14 protein-coding genes, 1 tRNA gene, 3 rRNA genes and 1 riboswitch are annotated in these 21,424 nt (G+C 56.1%); of the genes, 8 read left to right on the top strand and 10 right to left on the bottom strand.

Annotated elements, in window-relative coordinates; genetic code table 11:
* Positions 1-581 precede the first annotated feature (581 nt).
* The 3 genes from acs to actP all read left to right on the top strand — a co-directional run bounded on the left by acs (position 582) and on the right by actP (position 4,691).
* The gene (acs, locus tag FO014_RS08405) at positions 582-2,540 is read left to right on the top strand and encodes an acetate--CoA ligase (protein WP_160028966.1); all 1,959 of its coding nucleotides are present in this window, start codon (positions 582-584) and stop codon (positions 2,538-2,540) included.
* Positions 2,541-2,733: 193 nt separating this feature from the next.
* The gene (locus FO014_RS08410; RefSeq protein WP_015344244.1) at positions 2,734-3,045 is read left to right on the top strand and encodes a DUF485 domain-containing protein; all 312 of its coding nucleotides are present in this window, start codon (positions 2,734-2,736) and stop codon (positions 3,043-3,045) included.
* On the top strand, positions 3,042-4,691 hold the full coding sequence (gene actP, locus FO014_RS08415; protein ID WP_160028968.1) for a cation/acetate symporter ActP: 1,650 nt from the start codon (positions 3,042-3,044) through the stop codon (positions 4,689-4,691). The genes FO014_RS08410 and actP overlap by 4 nt, the downstream gene beginning before the upstream one ends.
* A gap of 129 nt (positions 4,692-4,820) precedes the next feature.
* Here the strand turns inward: actP and rrf are convergent.
* From rrf to FO014_RS08435, 4 genes are all read right to left on the bottom strand, one after another.
* Positions 4,821-4,936 (bottom strand): 5S ribosomal RNA (gene rrf, locus FO014_RS08420).
* A gap of 179 nt (positions 4,937-5,115) precedes the next feature.
* Positions 5,116-8,023, bottom strand: a 23S ribosomal RNA gene (locus tag FO014_RS08425).
* 221 nt (positions 8,024-8,244) lie between these two features.
* A tRNA-Glu gene (locus FO014_RS08430) sits at positions 8,245-8,320 on the bottom strand.
* Positions 8,321-8,407: 87 nt separating this feature from the next.
* A 16S ribosomal RNA gene (locus FO014_RS08435) occupies positions 8,408-9,949 on the bottom strand.
* Together the 16S, 23S and 5S rRNA genes with 1 tRNA gene alongside form the textbook arrangement of a ribosomal RNA operon.
* 613 nt (positions 9,950-10,562) lie before the next feature.
* Between FO014_RS08435 and purH the strand changes: the two genes are divergently transcribed.
* A complete protein-coding gene (gene purH, locus FO014_RS08440; protein WP_160028970.1) occupies positions 10,563-12,152 on the top strand; it encodes a bifunctional phosphoribosylaminoimidazolecarboxamide formyltransferase/IMP cyclohydrolase in 1,590 nt (529 codons plus the stop codon).
* A 55-nt stretch (positions 12,153-12,207) separates the two neighbouring features.
* Positions 12,208-13,491, top strand: coding sequence for a phosphoribosylamine--glycine ligase (gene purD / locus FO014_RS08445; protein WP_160028972.1), 1,284 nt, complete (start codon positions 12,208-12,210; stop codon positions 13,489-13,491).
* A 47-nt stretch (positions 13,492-13,538) separates the two neighbouring features.
* Here purD and FO014_RS08450 read toward each other — a convergent pair whose 3' ends face one another.
* The 6 genes from FO014_RS08450 to nudC form a co-directional block, all read right to left on the bottom strand.
* Positions 13,539-14,210 (bottom strand): DUF1481 domain-containing protein, encoded by a 672-nt coding sequence (locus tag FO014_RS08450; RefSeq protein ID WP_246168099.1) that lies wholly within the window; start codon positions 14,208-14,210, stop codon positions 13,539-13,541.
* Positions 14,211-14,246: 36 nt separating this feature from the next.
* Positions 14,247-14,519: a nucleoid-associated protein HU-alpha gene (gene hupA, locus FO014_RS08455; protein ID WP_004957785.1), complete on the bottom strand. Its 273-nt coding sequence runs from the start codon at positions 14,517-14,519 to the stop codon at positions 14,247-14,249.
* Positions 14,520-14,708: 189 nt separating this feature from the next.
* Complete coding sequence (locus tag FO014_RS08460; RefSeq protein ID WP_105229440.1) at positions 14,709-15,299, bottom strand: YjaG family protein; 591 nt, start codon at positions 15,297-15,299, stop codon at positions 14,709-14,711.
* A 39-nt stretch (positions 15,300-15,338) separates the two neighbouring features.
* Entirely contained in the window at positions 15,339-16,031 is a 693-nt protein-coding gene (gene nfi / locus FO014_RS08465) for a deoxyribonuclease V (RefSeq protein ID WP_160031380.1), read from the bottom strand.
* A 41-nt stretch (positions 16,032-16,072) separates the two neighbouring features.
* Positions 16,073-17,137: a uroporphyrinogen decarboxylase gene (hemE, locus tag FO014_RS08470; protein WP_105229439.1), complete on the bottom strand. Its 1,065-nt coding sequence runs from the start codon at positions 17,135-17,137 to the stop codon at positions 16,073-16,075.
* Between the two features lie 73 nt (positions 17,138-17,210).
* A complete protein-coding gene (gene nudC / locus FO014_RS08475; protein WP_160028974.1) occupies positions 17,211-17,978 on the bottom strand; it encodes an NAD(+) diphosphatase in 768 nt (255 codons plus the stop codon).
* 99 nt (positions 17,979-18,077) lie between these two features.
* Between nudC and rsd the strand changes: the two genes are divergently transcribed.
* The 3 genes from rsd to thiE all read left to right on the top strand — a co-directional run bounded on the left by rsd (position 18,078) and on the right by thiE (position 21,420).
* Positions 18,078-18,584 (top strand): sigma D regulator, encoded by a 507-nt coding sequence (gene rsd / locus FO014_RS08480; RefSeq protein WP_105229437.1) that lies wholly within the window; start codon positions 18,078-18,080, stop codon positions 18,582-18,584.
* 39 nt (positions 18,585-18,623) lie between these two features.
* Positions 18,624-18,747: riboswitch (TPP riboswitch) on the top strand.
* Positions 18,748-18,854: 107 nt separating this feature from the next.
* Entirely contained in the window at positions 18,855-20,789 is a 1,935-nt protein-coding gene (gene thiC, locus FO014_RS08485; protein ID WP_160028976.1) for a phosphomethylpyrimidine synthase ThiC, read from the top strand.
* Positions 20,782-21,420 carry a thiamine phosphate synthase gene (gene thiE / locus FO014_RS08490; protein ID WP_160028978.1) on the top strand — a complete coding sequence of 213 codons (639 nt, stop codon included), beginning with the start codon at positions 20,782-20,784 and terminating at the stop codon, positions 21,418-21,420. Before thiC ends, thiE begins: the two co-directional genes overlap by 8 nt.
* Positions 21,421-21,424: the final 4 nt, after the last annotated feature.

Here is a 21,424-nt window from a genome sequence, read left to right on the forward strand (position 1 = left end):
TCGGCAATAAGGAAATGCGTGACCCATCACGTAATATGCATATTTAAGCGCGCGGTTGGAACTTCCATGAGCTTACATAAACTTACAAATTTTAATACTAAAACAATAAATTGCATTTGCCAGCATGGCGAATGAGTGATTGTCAAAAGAAGGGAATCCTTACAGAGACTGGACGTATTTATTGCATAATTCACGGTGTTTTTTTATTGCGTTATGTTTAACGTTTAAGAAAAAACAATCCATAGATATCATGCCTAATTAATACCGAATAGGAATATTAATAGCCATGTTATTACAAAACAGTTTTAGCCGTGCTAAAAGCAATATCTCATGTCGTTTTTAACACCTCTTGCTTTATGTTTTTTTGTTCTTTAAGAACGAGTTTGTTGTCAAAAACTGTGAACTCCCCCGTAAAGACACATTAACCTCGCAGATCTCCCCGTCAATCCGCCAGTAACTATTACAAATCAATATCTTCGTTGCGTGATCTATCGCGCAAAAAAGGAACAAAGAATCATAGCAAACTATACTTAACCATCAGTTGACATATCATTAACAACTTATAACAAGGAGTAAAAGCTATGAGCCAACTGCACAAACATGCGATTCCTGCCGCAATTGCGGAACATGCCCTGATTAGCCCGGCACAATACCAGCAATACTATCTGCAATCGGTGCAAGACCCGGCGGCCTTCTGGGGAGAACACGGCAAGATTGTTGACTGGATCAAGCCTTATACTCAGGTAAAAAACACCTCTTTCGCGCCGGGGAATATCAGCATCCGTTGGTTTGAAGACGGCACCCTTAACCTGGCGGCCAACTGCCTGGATCGCCATCTGGCCACCCGCGGCGACCAAACCGCCATTATCTGGGAAGGTGACGATCCGAACCAATCCAAGCATGTGACCTATAAGCAACTGCATCACGATGTCTGCCAATTTGCCAACGTGCTCAAAAGTCTGGGGGTGAAGAAAGGCGACGTCGTGGCGATTTATATGCCCATGGTGCCAGAGGCGGCGGTAGCGATGCTGGCCTGCGCCCGTATCGGGGCGGTGCACTCCGTGATCTTTGGCGGCTTCTCACCGGAAGCGGTGGCCGGACGCATCATCGACTCTAACGCCCGCCTGGTGATCACCGCCGATGAAGGCCTGCGCGCCGGCCGTTCCGTTCCCTTGAAAAAGAATGTGGATGACGCGCTGAAAAATCCAGGGGTGACCAGCGTCGACAATGTGGTGGTTTTCCAACGTACCGGTAAACCCGGCTACTGGCAGGAAGGCCGCGACCTCTGGTGGCACGAGCTGACCGTCGGAGTCTCTGCTGAGTGTCCGCCGGAAGAAATGAATGCCGAAGATCCGCTGTTTATCCTCTATACCTCCGGTTCGACCGGTAAACCGAAGGGCGTACTGCATACTACCGGCGGCTATCTGGTCTATGCGGCGATGACCTTCAAATACGTCTTCGACTACCATGATGGCGACATTTACTGGTGCACCGCCGACGTCGGTTGGGTTACCGGCCACAGCTATTTACTGTATGGCCCGCTGGCCTGCGGCGCCATTACCCTGATGTTTGAAGGCGTGCCGAATTATCCCGGAGTTAATCGTCTGTCGCAGGTCATCGACAAGCATCAGGTTAATATTCTGTATACCGCACCGACAGCGATCCGTGCGCTGATGGCGGAGGGCGACAAAGCGATTGAAGATACCAAACGCGACTCGCTGCGCATTATGGGCTCGGTGGGCGAACCGATTAACCCGGAAGCCTGGGAGTGGTACTACGAAAAGATCGGCAACGGCCAATGCCCGATCATGGACACCTGGTGGCAGACCGAAACCGGCGGTTTTATGATCACCCCGCTGCCCGGCGCTACCGAGCTGAAAGCCGGTTCCGCCACGAAGCCGTTCTTCGGCGTACAGCCGGCGCTGGTCGATAATGCCGGTACGCCGCAGGAAGGCGCCTGCGAAGGCAATCTGGTGATGGTCGACTCCTGGCCTGGCCAGGCGCGGACGCTGTTTGGCGATCACGCGCGCTTTGAACAGACCTATTTCTCGACCTTTAAAGGGATGTACTTCAGCGGCGATGGCGCACGACGCGACGAAGACGGCTATTACTGGATTACCGGCCGCGTCGATGACGTACTGAACGTTTCCGGCCACCGTCTGGGAACGGCAGAAATCGAATCTGCGCTGGTTGCCCACCCGAAAATCGCCGAAGCTGCGGTGGTGGGTATACCGCATAACATTAAAGGCCAGGCCATTTATGCCTACATCACGCTGAATCACGGCGAAGAACCAACGCCGGAGCTCTATACCGAAGTACGTAACTGGGTGCGTAAAGAGATAGGGCCAATCGCCACACCGGATATCCTGCACTGGACCGACTCTCTACCGAAAACCCGCTCCGGCAAAATCATGCGGCGTATTCTGCGCAAAATTGCCGCCGGCGATACCAGCAATCTGGGTGATACCTCGACGCTGGCAGATCCGGCGGTTGTCGACAAGCTGTTGGAAGAAAAACAATCAATGAAAGTACCGTCGTAATTTTTTGCCGTTCCCGGCCGCCCGGTGCATGTCCGGCCGGCGGCCGCTATCTCCGAAAGTGTTCAGGTTGCAGTCTGCGTCTGAATGAATTACCCGGTATCTGCCTGAAACAAATGCCGGAACAGATGTAGGTATCCTGAAAGGCTGCGGATATAGCGCGGCGTTCGCAATCAATGCCTTTTGGAGACATACAATGAATGACACCATTTACCAGGGAATTGAGCAAAACCCGCGCTTTAAGGAGCTGGTGCGCAAACGTGGCCGTTTCGCCTGGCTACTGTCGTTAATCACGCTGGCGCTATACGTCGGCTTTATCCTACTGATCGCCTTCGCGCCGCAGTGGCTGGGTACCCCCATCGCCGCCGGCTCCACCATCACCCGCGGTATTCCCGTCGGCGTCGGATTGATAGTCATCTCTTTTGTCTTGACCGGTATCTACGTGTTCCGTGCCAACGGCGAGTTTGATCGCCTGACGGCAGAGATTCTGCGTGAGGTGAAACAATGAGATACTTACTTGCCATTGCCGCCCTGCTGCTGCCAACACTGGCCAATGCCGATGCCATCAGCGGTGCGGTGCAGCGCCAGCCGTTAAATATTCAAGCCATCGTGATGTTTGTCCTGTTCGTCGGTGCGACGTTGTATATCACTTACTGGGCCTCCAAGCGCACCCGCTCCCGCCAGGATTACTATACCGCCGGCGGTCGTATCACCGGTTTTCAAAACGGGCTGGCGATCGCCGGTGACTTTATGTCCGCCGCCTCGTTTCTCGGCATTTCCGCATTGGTTTATACCTCCGGCTACGACGGACTGATCTATTCCATTGGTTTTCTGATTGGCTGGCCGATTATCCTATTCCTGATCGCCGAACGGCTGCGTAACCTGGGGCGCTATACCTTTGCCGACGTCGCATCGTATCGACTGCAGCAAAAACCGATTCGTCTGTTGTCAGCATGCGGTTCTCTGGTGGTGGTTGCGCTCTATCTGATTGCCCAGATGGTCGGCGCCGGCAAACTGATCGAGCTGCTGTTCGGGCTGAACTACCACGTAGCGGTTATTTTGGTCGGTATTTTGATGGTGATGTACGTTCTGTTTGGCGGGATGTTGGCCACTACCTGGGTACAGATTATCAAAGCCGTTCTGCTGCTGGCCGGCGCCAGTTTTATGGCACTGATGGTGATGAAGTCGGTCAATTTTGATTTCAATACGCTGTTTGCCGAAGCCGTGAAGGTGCACCCGAAGGGAGGCGATATCATGAGCCCCGGAGGACTGGTCTCTGACCCCATATCAGCGCTATCGCTGGGCCTGGCACTCATGTTCGGCACCGCCGGCTTGCCGCATATCCTGATGCGTTTCTTCACCGTCAGCGATGCCAAAGAAGCGCGAAAAAGCGTATTCTACGCAACCGGTTTTATTGGCTATTTCTATATTCTGACCTTCATTATCGGCTTTGGCGCCATCCTGCTGGTCAGTGCCAATCCGGCCTTTAAAGATGCCACCGGCGCACTGCTTGGCGGCACCAATATGGCCGCCGTTCACTTAGCCAATGCGGTTGGCGGTAATTTCTTCCTTGGTTTTATCTCTGCCGTCGCGTTCGCCACCATCCTGGCGGTTGTTGCCGGTCTGACATTAGCCGGGGCTTCTGCGGTATCGCACGATCTCTACGCCAGCGTGGTCAAAAACGGCAAGGCGACCGAGAAAGAAGAGCTGCGGGTGTCGAAAATTACCGTGGTACTGCTGGGGATCGTCGCCATTGGCTTGGGGATCCTATTCGAAAAACAAAATATCGCCTTTATGGTCGGGCTGGCCTTCTCCATCGCCGCCAGCTGTAACTTCCCGATCATTATTCTTTCTATGTACTGGTCGCGTCTGACAACCCGCGGCGCCATGATCGGCGGCTGGCTCGGTCTGCTGACCGCGGTGCTTCTGATGATTCTGGGGCCAACGATCTGGGTAGAGATTCTGGGCCATGAGAAGCCTATCTATCCGTACGAATACCCGGCGCTGTTCTCCATGATCGTAGCCTTTATCGGTACCTGGCTGTTCTCTGTCACCGACAGTTCATTGACGGGTCAGCAGGAGCGTGAGCGCTTCCGCTCCCAGTTTGTTCGTTCGCAAACCGGGCTCGGGATTTCCCAGGGAAGTTCTCATTAGTCGGTAAACACCTGTGACTCAAAGGCCCTACGGGGCCTTTTTAATGGTCGATAGAGTTAGATACAGATAAATAACGCAGAAACGCAAAAAGCCTCATGCTTTCGCATGAGGCTTCTTACTTTGTTTGATGCCTGGCAGTGTCCTACTCTCGCATGGGGAGACCCCACACTACCATCGGCGCTACGGCGTTTCACTTCTGAGTTCGGCATGGGGTCAGGTGGGACCACCGCGCTATTGCCGCCAGGCAAATTCTGTTTCAATCAACCCGCAGCGCATTCACGCCGCCAGTCAATCCAATCTCGGAACTTCGCTGAAAATTATTCGTATCATCCTGATACTCCCCCCTTCGGGGCCAACGCTCCGCGTTGTTCAAAATCGTTCCCGACGATTTTGTCATCCGTCTCTAAAACACCTTCGGTGTTGTAAGGTTAAGCCTCACGGTTCATTAGTACTGGTTAGCTCAATGCATCGCTGCACTTACACACCCAGCCTATCAACGTCTTAGTCTTAAACGTTCCTTCAGGGGCCTTAAAGGCCCAGGGAAGACTCATCTTGAGGCAAGTTTCGCGCTTAGATGCTTTCAGCGCTTATCTTTTCCGCACTTAGCTACCGGGCAATGCCATTGGCATGACAACCCGAACACCAGTGGTGCGTTCACTCCGGTCCTCTCGTACTAGGAGCAACCCCTCTCAATCTTCCAACGCCCACGGCAGATAGGGACCGAACTGTCTCACGACGTTCTAAACCCAGCTCGCGTACCACTTTAAATGGCGAACAGCCATACCCTTGGGACCTACTTCAGCCCCAGGATGTGATGAGCCGACATCGAGGTGCCAAACACCGCCGTCGATATGAACTCTTGGGCGGTATCAGCCTGTTATCCCCGGAGTACCTTTTATCCGTTGAGCGATGGCCCTTCCATTCAGAACCACCGGATCACTAAGACCTGCTTTCGCACCTGCTCGAGCCGTCACTCTCGCAGTCAAGCTAGCTTATGCCTTTGCACTAACCTCACGATGTCCGACCGTGATTAGCTAACCTTCGTGCTCCTCCGTTACTCTTTGGGAGGAGACCGCCCCAGTCAAACTACCCACCAGACACTGTCCTCACCCCCGATTAGGGGGCCGAGTTAGAACATCAAACATTAAAGGGTGGTATTTCAAGGTTGGCTCCATGCAGACTGGCGTCCACACTTCAAAGCCTCCCACCTATCCTACACATCAAGGCTCAATGTTCAGTGTCAAGCTATAGTAAAGGTTCACGGGGTCTTTCCGTCTTGCCGCGGGTACACTGCATCTTCACAGCGAGTTCAATTTCACTGAGTCTCGGGTGGAGACAGCCTGGCCATCATTACGCCATTCGTGCAGGTCGGAACTTACCCGACAAGGAATTTCGCTACCTTAGGACCGTTATAGTTACGGCCGCCGTTTACCGGGGCTTCGATCAAGAGCTTCTGGTTACCCATAACCCCATCAATTAACCTTCCGGCACCGGGCAGGCGTCACACCGTATACGTCCACTTTCGTGTTTGCACAGTGCTGTGTTTTTATTAAACAGTTGCAGCCAGCTGGTATCTGCGACTGGCTTCAGCTCCATCCGCAAGGGACTTCACCTACGCGCCAGCGTGCCTTCTCCCGAAGTTACGGCACCATTTTGCCTAGTTCCTTCACCCGAGTTCTCTCAAGCGCCTTGGTATTCTCTACCTGACCACCTGTGTCGGTTTGGGGTACGATTTCGTGTTACCTGGAGCTTAGAGGCTTTTCCTGGAAGCTTGGCATCAACTACTTCTGCACCGTAGTGCATCGTCATCACGCCTCAGGGTTAGCAAGCAACCGGATTTACCAGGTCACTCCCCCTACACGCTTAAACCGAGACAACCGTCGCTCGGCTAGCCTAGCCTTCTCCGTCCCCCCTTCGCAGTAACACCAAGTACAGGAATATTAACCTGTTTCCCATCGACTACGCTTTTCAGCCTCGCCTTAGGGGTCGACTCACCCTGCCCCGATTAACGTTGGACAGGAACCCTTGGTCTTCCGGCGTGCGGGTTTTTCACCCGCATTATCGTTACTTATGTCAGCATTCGCACTTCTGATACCTCCAGCATGCCTCGCAGCACACCTTCAACGGCTTACAGAACGCTCCCCTACCCAACAACGCATAAGCGTCGCTGCCGCAGCTTCGGTGCATGGTTTAGCCCCGTTACATCTTCCGCGCAGGCCGACTCGACCAGTGAGCTATTACGCTTTCTTTAAATGATGGCTGCTTCTAAGCCAACATCCTGGCTGTCTGTGCCTTCCCACATCGTTTCCCACTTAACCATGACTTTGGGACCTTAGCTGGCGGTCTGGGTTGTTTCCCTCTTCACGACGGACGTTAGCACCCGCCGTGTGTCTCCCGTGATAACATTCTTCGGTATTCGGAGTTTGCATCGGTTTGGTAAGCCGGGATGGCCCCCTAGCCGAAACAGTGCTCTACCCCCGAAGATGAGTTCACGAGGCGCTACCTAAATAGCTTTCGGGGAGAACCAGCTATCTCCCGGTTTGATTGGCCTTTCACCCCCAGCCACAAGTCATCCGCTAATTTTTCAACATTAGTCGGTTCGGTCCTCCAGTTAGTGTTACCCAACCTTCAACCTGCCCATGGCTAGATCACCGGGTTTCGGGTCTATACCTTGCAACTAGACGCCCAGTTAAGACTCGGTTTCCCTACGGCTCCCCTATTCGGTTAACCTTGCTACAAAATATAAGTCGCTGACCCATTATACAAAAGGTACGCAGTCACACCACGAAGGTGCTCCCACTGCTTGTACGTACACGGTTTCAGGTTCTATTTCACTCCCCTCGCCGGGGTTCTTTTCGCCTTTCCCTCACGGTACTGGTTCACTATCGGTCAGTCAGGAGTATTTAGCCTTGGAGGATGGTCCCCCCATATTCAGACAGGATAACACGTGTCCCGCCCTACTCATCGAACTCACGACCTGTGCATCTTCGTGTACGGGACTATCACCCTTTACTGTGCGACTTTCCAGACGCTTCCACTGACACACAAGCCGATTCAGGTTCTGGGCTCTTCCCCGTTCGCTCGCCGCTACTGGGGGAATCTCGGTTGATTTCTTTTCCTCGGGGTACTTAGATGTTTCAGTTCCCCCGGTTCGCCTCGTTAAGCTATGTATTCACTTAACGATAGTGTGTCGAAACACACTGGGTTTCCCCATTCGGGTATCGTCGGTTATAACGGTTCATATCACCTTACCGACGCTTTTCGCAGATTAGCACGCCCTTCATCGCCTCTGACTGCCTAGGCATCCACCGTGTACGCTTAGTCACTTAACCTCACAACCCGAAGGTGTCTTTCGACATCGTCGCATTGCTACATTTGAGAGACTCTATGACAGGTTACTCCTCATCCCGAACTTCTACGGGGGACAAGTTTCAGCTGCCATGTTTCAATTTTCAGCTTGTTCCAGATTGTTAAAGAGCAAATATCTCAAACATGACTCGCAAGTCAGTTTTGAGATATCGTTTGATACCGTCTTTCACCCGATATCAGCAAATGGCGTCCCCTAGGGGATTCGAACCCCTGTTACCGCCGTGAAAGGGCGGTGTCCTAGGCCTCTAGACGAAGGGGACACGGTATATGTCGGCTTCGCAGACGCTTTGCTCGTTCTTTTCATCAGACAATCTGTGTGGACACTGCACAGTCAGGATATCTTTAGGTAAGGAGGTGATCCAACCGCAGGTTCCCCTACGGTTACCTTGTTACGACTTCACCCCAGTCATGAATCACAAAGTGGTAAGCGCCCTCCCGAAGGTTAAGCTACCTACTTCTTTTGCAACCCACTCCCATGGTGTGACGGGCGGTGTGTACAAGGCCCGGGAACGTATTCACCGTAGCATTCTGATCTACGATTACTAGCGATTCCGACTTCATGGAGTCGAGTTGCAGACTCCAATCCGGACTACGACGTACTTTATGAGGTCCGCTTGCCTTCGCAGGTTCGCTTCTCTTTGTATACGCCATTGTAGCACGTGTGTAGCCCTACTCGTAAGGGCCATGATGACTTGACGTCATCCCCACCTTCCTCCAGTTTATCACTGGCAGTCTCCTTTGAGTTCCCGGCCGAACCGCTGGCAACAAAGGATAAGGGTTGCGCTCGTTGCGGGACTTAACCCAACATTTCACAACACGAGCTGACGACAGCCATGCAGCACCTGTCTCAGAGTTCCCGAAGGCACCAAAGCATCTCTGCTAAGTTCTCTGGATGTCAAGAGTAGGTAAGGTTCTTCGCGTTGCATCGAATTAAACCACATGCTCCACCGCTTGTGCGGGCCCCCGTCAATTCATTTGAGTTTTAACCTTGCGGCCGTACTCCCCAGGCGGTCGATTTAACGCGTTAGCTCCGGAAGCCACGCCTCAAGGGCACAGCCTCCAAATCGACATCGTTTACGGCGTGGACTACCAGGGTATCTAATCCTGTTTGCTCCCCACGCTTTCGCACCTGAGCGTCAGTCTTCGTCCAGGGGGCCGCCTTCGCCACCGGTATTCCTCCAGATCTCTACGCATTTCACCGCTACACCTGGAATTCTACCCCCCTCTACGAGACTCTAGTCTGCCAGTTTCAAATGCAGTTCCCAAGTTAAGCTCGGGGATTTCACATCTGACTTAACAAACCGCCTGCGTGCGCTTTACGCCCAGTAATTCCGATTAACGCTTGCACCCTCCGTATTACCGCGGCTGCTGGCACGGAGTTAGCCGGTGCTTCTTCTGCGAGTAACGTCAATGTAGTGCCGTATTAAGACACTACCCTTCCTCCTCGCTGAAAGTGCTTTACAACCCGAAGGCCTTCTTCACACACGCGGCATGGCTGCATCAGGCTTGCGCCCATTGTGCAATATTCCCCACTGCTGCCTCCCGTAGGAGTCTGGACCGTGTCTCAGTTCCAGTGTGGCTGGTCATCCTCTCAGACCAGCTAGGGATCGTCGCCTAGGTGAGCCATTACCCCACCTACTAGCTAATCCCATCTGGGCACATCCGATGGTGTGAGGCCCGAAGGTCCCCCACTTTGGTCCGAAGACGTTATGCGGTATTAGCCACCGTTTCCAGTGGTTATCCCCCTCCATCGGGCAGTTTCCCAGACATTACTCACCCGTCCGCCGCTCGCCGGCAAAGTAGCAAGCTACTTTCCGCTGCCGCTCGACTTGCATGTGTTAGGCCTGCCGCCAGCGTTCAATCTGAGCCATGATCAAACTCTTCAATTAAAAGCTTGATTCGCTAAGTTAATAGCTGTTGCTCAAAGATTTACTGCATGAATTTTACTTCAGTTAGTCACTCTTCAAGACTTGATATTTTTTTGCATCCGAAGATGCTGGATATCGTCTTGTGAGTGCCCACACAGATTGTCTGATAAATTGTTAAAGAGCAGTGAGTTACGCGCTTTCGCTTGCTAACTCGAGGTGGCGTATATTACGCTTTCCTCTTTCAGAGTCAATTCATTTTTTCAGAATTTTTTCTCTGTCGACCCCGGATACTCTGTGATGTTGTTCACATGTTCCGTGTCGATGGAGGCGCATTATAGGGAGTTCCGCGCAGGCCGCAACAGGTATTTTCAACAAAAACGTTCGTTTGCTGCATTCCACAGCAAAAGCCGCCCTTATACCCACTTTTGCACAAACTTATCCACAGAAGGTATTTGAGCGGAAAATTTACGAGCACCACGCAAACGTTTTCGCTACAATTCCCGGCGATGAAACGATCCCCCTTTATGGGGGCGTTACCTGAATCTGTTCCTGTTTCTCTTTATATAGAGAGTCAAAAGGTAGAGATTCACGTAACGCTCTTTATATTGCGACTCAAAAGCCAAGGGATAAAACCATGCAACAACCTCGTCCAATCCGCCGGGCCCTGCTCAGCGTTTCTGACAAAGCCGGTATCGTTGAATTTGCGCAGGCGCTGTCACAGCGCGGCGTTGAACTTCTGTCTACCGGCGGCACCGCCCGCCTGCTGGCTGATGCCGGCCTGCCTGTCACCGAAGTGTCCGACTATACCGGTTTCCCGGAGATGATGGACGGACGAGTCAAAACCCTGCATCCCAAAGTACACGGCGGCATTCTCGGCCGGCGCGGCCAGGATGATGCCATCATGAACCAGCATGCGATCCAGCCGATCGATATGGTGGTCGTCAACCTGTACCCTTTCGCACAGACCGTTGCACGCCCGGACTGCTCGCTGGAAGACGCGGTGGAAAACATCGATATCGGCGGGCCGACCATGGTGCGCTCTGCCGCCAAGAACCATAAAGACGTTGCCATCGTGGTGAAGAGCTGCGACTACGCAGCAATTATTGGCGAGATGGATAACAACGACGGCTCCCTGCTGTTCAACACTCGCTTCAATCTGGCGATCAAAGCCTTTGAACATACCGCCGCCTATGACAGCATGATTGCCAACTACTTCGGCACGCTGGTGCCGGCTTACCACGGCGATACCGAACAGCCTGCCGGCCGCTTCCCGCGCACCCTGAATCTGAACTACGTGAAGAAGCAGGATATGCGCTACGGGGAAAACAGCCACCAGCAGGCCGCCTTCTATATAGAAGAGAATCTGCAGGAGGCGTCCGTCGCCACGGCGCAGCAGCTGCAGGGTAAAGCGCTCTCTTACAACAATATCGCGGATACCGACGCCGCGCTGGAGTGCGTAAAAGAGTTCGCCGAGCCGGCCTGCGTAATCGTCAAACATGCCAACCCGTGCGGCGTGGCAATTGGCGATGACATTCTGGCGGCCTACGAGCGCGCTTACAAAACCGACCCGACCTCCGCGTTCGGCGGCATCATCGCCTTTAACCGTGAGCTGGACGCCGCCACCGCGCAGGCCATTATCAGTCGCCAGTTCGTTGAAGTGATCATCGCGCCAAACGTCAGCGAAGAAGCACGCAGCCTGCTGGCCGCCAAACAGAACGTGCGCGTACTGGCCTGCGGACAATGGCAGCAGCGCGTTGCCGGCCTGGACTTCAAACGCGTCAACGGCGGCCTGCTGGTGCAGGATCGCGATTTGGGCATGGTGACCGCAGATGACCTGCGCGTCGTCACCGAGCGCCAGCCAAGCGAGCAAGAGCTGCGTGATGCGCTGTTCTGCTGGAAAGTGGCCAAGTTCGTGAAGTCCAATGCTATCGTCTATGCACGCGACAATATGACCATCGGCATTGGTGCCGGCCAAATGAGCCGCGTTTACTCCGCCAAAATCGCCGGCATCAAGGCAGGCGATGAAGGGCTGGAAGTGAAAGGCTCCGCAATGGCCTCCGACGCCTTCTTCCCGTTCCGCGACGGCATTGATGCCGCAGCCGCGGTGGGCATCACCTGCGTGATCCAGCCGGGCGGCTCCATTCGCGACGACGAAGTGATCGCCGCCGCCAACGAGCACGGCATCGCCATGATCTTCACCGACATGCGCCACTTCCGCCATTAATCCCCTGTTATTGCGTGCGCCGCGTGGCGCACGCCGTTTTTTTGTGGAGCACCTGATGAATATTTTAGTTATCGGTAACGGCGGGCGTGAACACGCGCTGGCCTGGAAAGCCGCCCAGTCGCCGCTGGCTGATAAAGTCTACGTCGCCCCCGGTAATGCCGGCAGCGCGCTGGAAAGCAATCTGGAAAACGTAGCCATTTCCGCCACCGACATCCCGGCGCTGCTCGCCTTTGCCCAGAGCCACGACATCGGCCTGACCATTGTCGGGCCGGAAGCACCGCTGGTAATCGGCGTGGTCGACGCCTTCCAGGCCGCCGGCCTGAAAATCTTCGGTCCGTCGCAGGCCGCCGCCCAGTTGGAAGGCTCCAAAGCATTTACCAAAGATTTCCTTGCCCGCCATCAGATCCCGACGGCGGAGTACCAAAACTTTACCGACGTAGACACGGCGCTGGACTACGTGCGCAGCAAAGGCGCGCCGATCGTGATTAAGGCCGACGGGCTGGCGGCAGGCAAAGGGGTCATCGTCGCCCTGACGCTGCAGCAGGCAGAAGACGCCGTGCGCGATATGCTGGCGGGCAACGCCTTTGGCGACGCCGGCCACCGGATTGTGGTTGAAGAGTTCCTGGATGGCGAAGAAGCCAGCTTTATCGTCATGGTGGATGGCGAACACGTGGTGCCGATGGCCACCAGCCAAGACCACAAACGCGTCGGCGACGGCGATACCGGCCCGAACACCGGCGGCATGGGCGCTTACTCGCCGGCGCCGGTGGTTACCGACGAAATCCACCAGCGGGTGATGGATCAGGTGATCTGGCCAACGGTGCGCGGCATGGCGGCAGAAGGCAACACCTACGTCGGTTTCCTGTACGCCGGCCTGATGATTTCCGCCGAGGGTCAGCCAAAAGTGATCGAATTCAACTGCCGCTTCGGTGACCCGGAAACCCAGCCGATCATGATGCGCCTGCGCTCCGATCTGGTGGCACTGTGCCTGGCAGGCGCTGAAGGCACGCTGGATCAGCAGACTTCCCAGTGGGATGAGCGCCCCGCTCTTGGCGTGGTGTTGGCTGCCGGCGGCTATCCTGGCGACTACCGCACCGGCGATGCGATTCACGGCCTGCCGCAGCAGGAGAGCGCCGACGGTAAAGTCTTCCATGCCGGCACGCAGTTGAAAGATGGCGAAGTCGTTACCAGCGGCGGACGCGTACTGTGTGTGACGGCGCTGGGCGAGACGGTGGCGCAGGCGCAGCAACGCGCTTATCAACTGGCGGCGGGTATTGAGTGGCAGGACAGCTTCTGCCGGAAAGATATCGGTTATCGCGCGATTGCGCGCGGCAAGTAAATCACGCTGCATGGCAGGGCGCGTTCGCCGCGTCCTGTCCCCTTCTGTTACAGCGCGTCTTCCTGCGGTTCCCAGGTACAGAAATCTTCGTTCGCCACCAGCAACAGCTGACGCCCTTCCGGCGCCTCCAGCCAGGCCACGCTGACCGGCCCTGCGCTGTTTTGCGCCCGGCGCTCAATCCACGCCGTCGCTCTGTCGCCCAACTCCGGCTCACGCCACTGCCCGGCGCAGGTTTTCACTCCGTCCTGCTGCCAGCGCCCCTGATATAAGGTCACTCTGCCGGCCCGCAGCGCATCGCTGAGTGCCAGTACGCGGCGCGCCTGATATTGATAACGAGCGATATCGTCCGCAGACAGCGGCTCGCGCCGCGTCGCCAGCTGGCGCTGCATAAAGCTGACCGTACCGTCATCGGTAAAACGCAGTTGAATAGAGTCGCGATCGCCGTCGGCGTCGGTACGCTTGATTTGCCTCAGCGCGCCGTGTTGATAGTCATAGCGGGTTGTCACAGTGCCAACGCCGCGGTAGGGGCTGTATACGGTTACCAGCACTGCCGGACGCTGTTGTTCGTCGTCTTTACGCCACAGGCGGATTACGCCCTGATCGGCCACGTAGCCGCTGGCGGTAAAGGCGGGGGGAGTATGATGCCAACTACACGCGCTCAGGACGCTGGCAATGCCAATGGCTGCCAGCGCCCTGCGCACAAACAAAAGGGGCTTCAAAGCCCCCCTGTTTAATCTTTTCACCAACACGCAGTCTTATTTAACTGCGTCTTTCAGTGCTTTGCCAGAAACGAACGCGGGTACGTTAGCCGCTGCAATTTTGATTTCTTTGCCAGTCTGTGGGTTGCGACCAGTGCGCTCTGCACGATGGTTTACTTTGAAAGTACCGAAACCAACCAATTGTACCGCATCACCTTCTTTCAGAGACTCAGTAATAGCAGCCAGGGTAGATTCCAGAGCCAGTTTAGCTTGTGCTTTGGAAAGGTCAGCCTTGTCCGCGATTACATCAATCAGTTGAGTCTTGTTCATAAGTTATCCTTACAGTGTGTTTATCGTTTGCAAAGCATCGAGTGCGACGGATATGCCGATTGACAGCACTCTCCTGCATACACGCACCGATAGCCACTTTTTTTACGCCCCCCAAATGTAGACCAGACAGGGTGCGGATGTGAAGCCTTAAGGCATGACAAATCAGGCGTTAAATCACGTTTTCTTGCCTTATTGCGCTAAATTTATCCCAATATTGCTCACGCCAGCCTCACGAAGGTCTGCGCGTAGCCCTTTAATCAGGTCTAAATCGCGCTCTTCGCAGGCTGCCAGCAGGCGGAAAATTTCCCACTGGATGTCCCATTCTTCCTCAACCGCCGGCAGAACCTTCAGTTCTTCATCGGTCATTTCTTTCCCGGCCTGGGTCATTTCCAACATCGCCACGGTACGAATTGATGTTTCGCTGATGGCGATGGCGTGCTCCAGCGTCTCCCCGCTGAGGCGCGAATGGATCAGTTCCCCTAATGCGATACAGGCATCAATCGCCGGGTAAACGCCGTAAAGATCGTAATCTTCCGCCGCCGGAATCGCTTCCTCCAACTTCTCGAGCTGGCTGTCGAAGTTGACCTTGGCGTCTTTCACTACCAGCGTCTCCCAAATCAAATCCAGGATTCGGCGGTACACCTGCGGGTCGCCAAACTCGGTTTGCAGGCAGAACATCTGGTAATTCGGATACATACGCTCGCACAGACTAGCCATAAAGGTCAAATGTTGCCAGCTTTCAAGCTTTTCTAAGCGTAAATGAATTGGATTACGGAGCATTATTTTGTCTCACTCGCTGAGTCTGCGGCGCAGTGTAACCTAAAATACGCATGGCGACACCTCCGGATGCGCAGCCAGCCAGCGCTGAAAGGCCGGCCGGCGCGAGGCAATGGCGTCCGCCCAGCGCGTCGGTTCAGGTAAACGGTAGCCTGCCATGCAGCGTTGCACCCAGGCCAGCGCACCGTCGGCGCTGACGCGGTGCCCGGTGGCGATAAACAGCGGGTTGCAGCGCGCCTTGCTGCGCCATACCCAACCCAGCTGTTCTCCCTTATCCATCAGCGCGCTTTTGGCGCCGACTTCTGCGCCCAAAGGCTCAAACTTGCCGCACAGCCGTTTTTTCGCCACGCCGATGGTCGGCACATCGACCAACAGCCCGAAGTGGCTGGCCACGCCGAGGCGACGCGGATGCGAAATGCCGTGGCCGTCGACAAAAATCAGATCGGGCTTCTGCCGTAGCCGTTCCCAAGCCGCCAGCAGCGCCGGGTATTCACGAAACGAGAGAAAGCCGGGAATATACGGCATGGTGGTGGCAATACGCGCAATCTGGTATTCCACCAGCTCCAGCGACGGATAACGCAGAATCGCGATAGCGGCGCGCGTTACTGCGCCTTCCTGTTCGAACCCCACGTCGCAGCCGGCGATAAAGGCCGGCGGGTCGACCGCCAGCTGGTCCTGGCGAATCACGTCTGCGGCGCGCTGTAACTGCTCGGCGCGCAGCGTCTGGGTATCAATCATGGCAACTCTCCTTGTAGCGCTATCGCTGAAGCACGGGATCAACGATGATATTTGGCCGACAGCGCGTGCACCGCCTCGACAAACACGCCGGCGTTTTCCGGCGGCACGTCCTGATGAATACCGTGGCCCAGGTTGAACACATGCCCTTCGCCGTGGCCGAAGCCGGACAGGATGGTTTCCACCTCCTGTTCAATACGCTGCGGCGCGGCGTAAAGCATCGACGGATCCATATTGCCCTGCAGCGCCACCCGATCGCCGACCCGACGACGCGCATCGGCAATATCGGTGGTCCAGTCCAGGCCCAGCGCATCGCAGCCGGTCGCCGCCATCGCTTCCAGCCACTGGCCGCCGCCTTTGGTGAACAACGTCACCGGCACCCGGCGACCGTCATGCTCGCGCAGCAGGCCATCGACGATTTTATGCATATAGTTCAGCGAGAATTCGCGGTAATCACGGCCGGTCAGCACGCCGCCCCAGGTGTCGAACACCATGACCGACTGCGCGCCCGCGCGGATTTGCGCATTCAGATACAAAATCACGCTGTCCGCCAGCTTGTCCAACAGCAGGTGCAGAGTTTGCGGCTCGGCGTACATCATCTTTTTCAGTTTGGTAAACGCCTTGCTGCTACCGCCTTCAACCATATAGGTCGCCAGCGTCCACGGACTGCCGGAGAAGCCGATCAGCGGCACCTGGCCTTTCAGCTCGCGGCGGATGGTGCGCACCGCGTTCATCACATAGCCCAGCTCCACCTCCGGATCGAACAGCGGCAGCTTTTCTACATCGGCGCGGCAGGTAATCGGCGATGAGAAACGCGGCCCTTCGCCGGTTTCAAAGTAGAGCCCCAGCCCCATGGCGTCGGGAATGGTCAGAATGTCGGAAAACAGGATGGCAGCATCCAGCGCATAGCGACGCAGCGGCTGCAGCGTCACCTCACAGGCCAGTTCGGCGTTCTTGCACAGCGACATAAAGTCGCCGGCCTGCGCCCGCGTGGCTTTATACTCCGGCAAATAACGACCGGCCTGGCGCATCATCCATACGGGGGTAACATCCACCGGCTGGCGCAACAGCGCACGCAGGTAACGATCGTTCTTCAACTCAGTCATTATTGGCTCCCTTAATTCAGCTGGCGCTATTGTATACCCAAAAGAATGGGCGTTGTACCAAAGCGCCAGCGCATCATGCGTCCCGGCACAGCACCACGGTGTCCTCAATCAAACGCCGCGCCACGGTGCCCGGCGGCGGCAGCAAGGGCAGCCGATCGTAACGATACCAGCCGGCATGCAGCAGTTCCTTAGGGTCGTGGCGCAATTCACCGCGATGATAATCCGCCATAAAGGCCATCATCAGCGACTGCGGGAACGGCCAGGGCTGGGAGGAGACGTAACGCAGGTTTTTAATTTCAATATTACTCTCCTCCATCACCTCGCGCGCCGCCGCCTGCTCCAGCGTCTCCCCGACCTCGACAAAACCGGCCAGCACCGTATGGATGCCGCCGCGGTGCCGCACGTGCTGCGCCAGCAGGATTTCATCATCGCGGCGAATGGCGACGATCACACAGGGGGCGATTTGCGGGTAATAGCGTTCACGGCAGTGGTCGCACAGGCAGGCGTTTTCGGTTCGGCTCAGGTGCATTTTATGGCCGCAATAGCCGCAAAATTGATGGGAACGATAAAATTCGGCCAGCTGCACCCCGCGCCCGGCTAACTGGAACAGGGCGCGGTCGAGATCCAGCAGCTGCCGCACCGAGCCCATCTCCTGCGCCATGGCGCGGCGCACCAGCCAGACCGGCGCCCCTTGCCACTCACCAATTTGCCGCGCCGCTTCGCCGCGCAGGCCCCATTTATCGGCAGCACCAAACGGCAATTCACCGTTTGGTAACCAAAGTTTGTTTTCATGGCTGACGATCCACCAGCCCTTTTCGTTACCTGTTAATGCAAGTTCCATATCGTTGTTGCACAACCTCAGCTTCACTGGCACTCTAGAAATCGGCACTGTTACATTTTTATAACTTACCGTTACTTTTTCTTACTTACGGAGTCAACAATGCTCAACCACTTGGAAAGCCTGACTCAGCGCGTTGGTGGTAGTAATGAATTAGTTGATCAATGGCTTGAGGCACGTAAGCAGTTGCTGGTTGCTTACTGCACGCTCGTCGGCATTAAGCCGAATAAAGAAAAGCATACGCCGCTTAATGCAAAAGCGCTGGAGAACTTTTGCCACAATCTGGTGGATTATCTCTCCGCAGGGCATTTTCATATCTATGACAGAGTCATCAAGCAGGTGGAAGGCGCCGGTAGTCCTAAAATGTCTTTCGCCACCCAAATTTATCCCAAGTTGTGGATCAATACCGAACAGGTGATGGCGTTCCACGATCGCTATGCCGACACCGAGATCGATCAGGATCTCTGTCTGGCGTTCCATCAGGCGCTGTCGGACATCGGCGAAACGCTGGCCGCCCGCTTCGCACTGGAAGATCGCCTGATTCAGCTGCTCACAGAAACCTGGCAGCCCGGCCAACAGGAAGCGGAAAAAGGCAACCTGGTCCAATAGCTTTCCCTTGCAGCAAACAATAATGCCCTTCTATACTGGGGGCTCTTGTCGGAGTGCCTAGCGCCAGGCTTGTTATCAAGTCGGCCAGGCTGAGACCGTTAATTCGGGATCCGCGGAACCTGATCGGGTTAATACCCGCGAAGGGAACAAGAGTAATCTATCGCCAGCGGCAGACCTTCCACCAGCGTCTGCCGATCGGCCAACATCGTTACTCCCTCCGAGCTCCAGACAAGCAATTTTCCCAACTCACCCGACTTGTAGGAATTTGCTATGTCTAATAACAACCAGCGTCCCCGTAAAGTACAGCGTGAAGCCGCGCAGCAGTTTATCGACAACCTTCAGGGCGTCGCTTTCCCCAACTCCCGCCGCATCTATCTGCAAGGATCGCGCCCCGATCTGCAGGTGCCGATGCGCGAGATCCAGCTCAGCCCGACCTTAATCGGCGGCAGTAAAGACGAACCGCAATACGAGCCGAATGAGGCGGTACCGGTCTATGATACCGCCGGCCCTTACGGCGACCCGGCGTCCCAACTGGACGTACACCGCGGCCTGGACAAGCTGCGCGCCAGCTGGATCGCAGAGCGCGACGATACCGAGACGCTGGCCCACGTCAGCTCCGGCTTTACCCAGCAGCGTCTGGCGGATGAGGGGTTAGACCACCTGCGTTTCGAACATCTGCCGCAGCCACGCAAAGCGCAGTCGGGCAAATGCGTCACCCAGCTGCACTATGCGCGCGCCGGCGTCGTCACGCCGGAGATGGAATTTATCGCCATCCGCGAAAATATGGGCCGTGAGCGCATCCGCAGCGAGGTGCTGCGCCAGCAGCATCCGGGCCAGAGCTGGGGCGCCAACCTGCCGGAAAACATTACGCCGGAGTTTGTCCGTCAGGAGGTGGCCGCCGGCCGCGCCATTATCCCGGCCAACATTAACCACCCGGAATCCGAACCGATGATTATCGGTCGCAACTTCCTGGTGAAGGTAAACGCCAATATCGGCAATTCTGCGGTGACCTCCTCCATCGAGGAAGAGGTGGAAAAACTGGTGTGGTCCACCCGCTGGGGCGCGGATACCGTGATGGACCTCTCCACCGGTCGTTATATCCACGAAACCCGCGAATGGATCCTGCGCAACAGCCCGGTGCCGATCGGCACCGTCCCCATCTATCAGGCGCTGGAAAAAGTGAACGGCGTAGCAGAAAACCTGACCTGGGAAATGTTCCGCGACACGCTGCTGGAGCAGGCGGAGCAAGGGGTCGATTATTTCACCATCCACGCCGGCGTGCTGCTGCGCTATGTGCCGATGACCGCCAAACGCCTGACCGGCATCGTCTCGCGCGGCGGCTCGATCATGGCCAAATGGTGCCTGTCGCATCATCAGGAAAACTTCCTGTATGAACACTTCCGCGAAATCTGCGAGATCTGCGCCGCCTACGACGTTTCACTGTCGCTGGGCGATGGCCTGCGCCCTGGCTCGGTACAGGACGCCAACGATGAAGCGCAGTTCTCCGAGCTGCATACGCTGGGCGAACTGACCAAAATCGCCTGGGAATACGACGTACAGGTGATGATCGAAGGCCCGGGCCACGTGCCGATGCATATGATCCGCCGCAATATGACCGAAGAGCTGGAGCACTGCCATGAAGCGCCGTTCTATACGCTGGGGCCATTGACCACCGATATCGCGCCGGGCTATGACCACTTCACCTCCGGCATCGGCGCCGCGATGATCGGCTGGTTCGGCTGCGCCATGCTGTGCTACGTGACGCCGAAAGAGCACCTGGGGCTGCCGAACAAAGAGGACGTCAAGCAGGGGCTGATTACCTATAAAATCGCCGCGCACGCCGCGGATTTGGCAAAAGGCCACCCCGGCGCGCAGATCCGCGATAACGCCATGTCCAAGGCGCGCTTTGAGTTCCGCTGGGAAGACCAGTTCAACCTGGCGCTGGATCCCGCCACCGCCCGCGCCTATCACGATGAGACGCTGCCGCAGGAATCCGGCAAAATCGCCCATTTCTGCTCAATGTGCGGGCCGAAATTCTGTTCGATGAAGATTTCACAGGAAGTGCGCGACTATGCCGCCGCGCAGGAAGCCGCCAAACCGATCGAAGTGCTGTCCGGCATGGAAAAAATGTCCGCCGAATTCCGCTCACGCGGCAGCGAGCTGTACCACAGCGCCGCAGCGCTGCAGGAGGACAACAATGGCTGAGTTATCAAGCCCGTTTCCCGCCACGCCGCACCGCCTCGGGCTGTACCCGGTGGTGGACAGCGTCATGTGGATCGAACGCTTGCTGGACGCAGGCGTCACCACCATCCAGCTGCGGATTAAAGATCAGCCGGACGAGCAGGTCGATGGCGACATTATCGCCGCCATCGCCCTCGGCAAACGCTACAACGCCCGTCTGTTTATCAATGACTACTGGCGGCTGGCGGTCAAGCACGGCGCCTACGGCGTCCATCTGGGGCAGGAGGATCTGGACAGCACCGATCTGGCAGCCATCCATCGCGCCGGGCTGCGTCTTGGCGTATCAACCCATGACGACGCCGAACTGGCGCGCGCCAAAGCGGTGCAGCCCTCGTATATTGCGCTCGGCCACATCTTTCCTACCCAGACCAAGGATATGCCTTCCGCCCCCCAGGGGCTGGCGGAGCTGAAGCGCCACGTGGCGACGCTGGCGGCGTATCCCACGGTGGCGATCGGCGGCATCAGCCTCGATCGCGTCCCGGCGGTATTGGCCTGCGGCGTCGGCAGCGTGGCGGTGGTGAGCGCCATCACCCAGGCGCCGGACTGGCGTGCCGCTACGGCGGAACTGCTGCGCCTGATTGAAGGCAAGGAGTAACGGT

The organism is Serratia rhizosphaerae (assembly GCF_009817885.1).
Taxonomy (GTDB): Bacteria; Pseudomonadota; Gammaproteobacteria; order Enterobacterales; family Enterobacteriaceae; genus Serratia_B; species Serratia_B rhizosphaerae.

Excerpts from the sequence above, each read along its gene's own strand:
- acs (WP_160028966.1), top strand. The coding sequence starts at position 582 with ATGAGCCAACTGCACAAACATGCGATTCCTGCCGCAATTGCGGAACAT.
- FO014_RS08410 (WP_015344244.1), top strand. The coding sequence starts at position 2,734 with ATGAATGACACCATTTACCAGGGAATTGAGCAAAACCCGCGCTTTAAG.
- actP (WP_160028968.1), top strand. The coding sequence starts at position 3,042 with ATGAGATACTTACTTGCCATTGCCGCCCTGCTGCTGCCAACACTGGCC.
- purH (WP_160028970.1), top strand. The coding sequence starts at position 10,563 with ATGCAACAACCTCGTCCAATCCGCCGGGCCCTGCTCAGCGTTTCTGAC.
- purD (WP_160028972.1), top strand. The coding sequence starts at position 12,208 with ATGAATATTTTAGTTATCGGTAACGGCGGGCGTGAACACGCGCTGGCC.
- hupA (WP_004957785.1), bottom strand. The coding sequence starts at position 14,519 with ATGAACAAGACTCAACTGATTGATGTAATCGCGGACAAGGCTGACCTT.
- FO014_RS08460 (WP_105229440.1), bottom strand. The coding sequence starts at position 15,299 with ATGCTCCGTAATCCAATTCATTTACGCTTAGAAAAGCTTGAAAGCTGG.
- hemE (WP_105229439.1), bottom strand. The coding sequence starts at position 17,137 with ATGACTGAGTTGAAGAACGATCGTTACCTGCGTGCGCTGTTGCGCCAG.
- nudC (WP_160028974.1), bottom strand. The coding sequence starts at position 17,978 with ATGGAACTTGCATTAACAGGTAACGAAAAGGGCTGGTGGATCGTCAGC.
- rsd (WP_105229437.1), top strand. The coding sequence starts at position 18,078 with ATGCTCAACCACTTGGAAAGCCTGACTCAGCGCGTTGGTGGTAGTAAT.
- thiC (WP_160028976.1), top strand. The coding sequence starts at position 18,855 with ATGTCTAATAACAACCAGCGTCCCCGTAAAGTACAGCGTGAAGCCGCG.
- thiE (WP_160028978.1), top strand. The coding sequence starts at position 20,782 with ATGGCTGAGTTATCAAGCCCGTTTCCCGCCACGCCGCACCGCCTCGGG.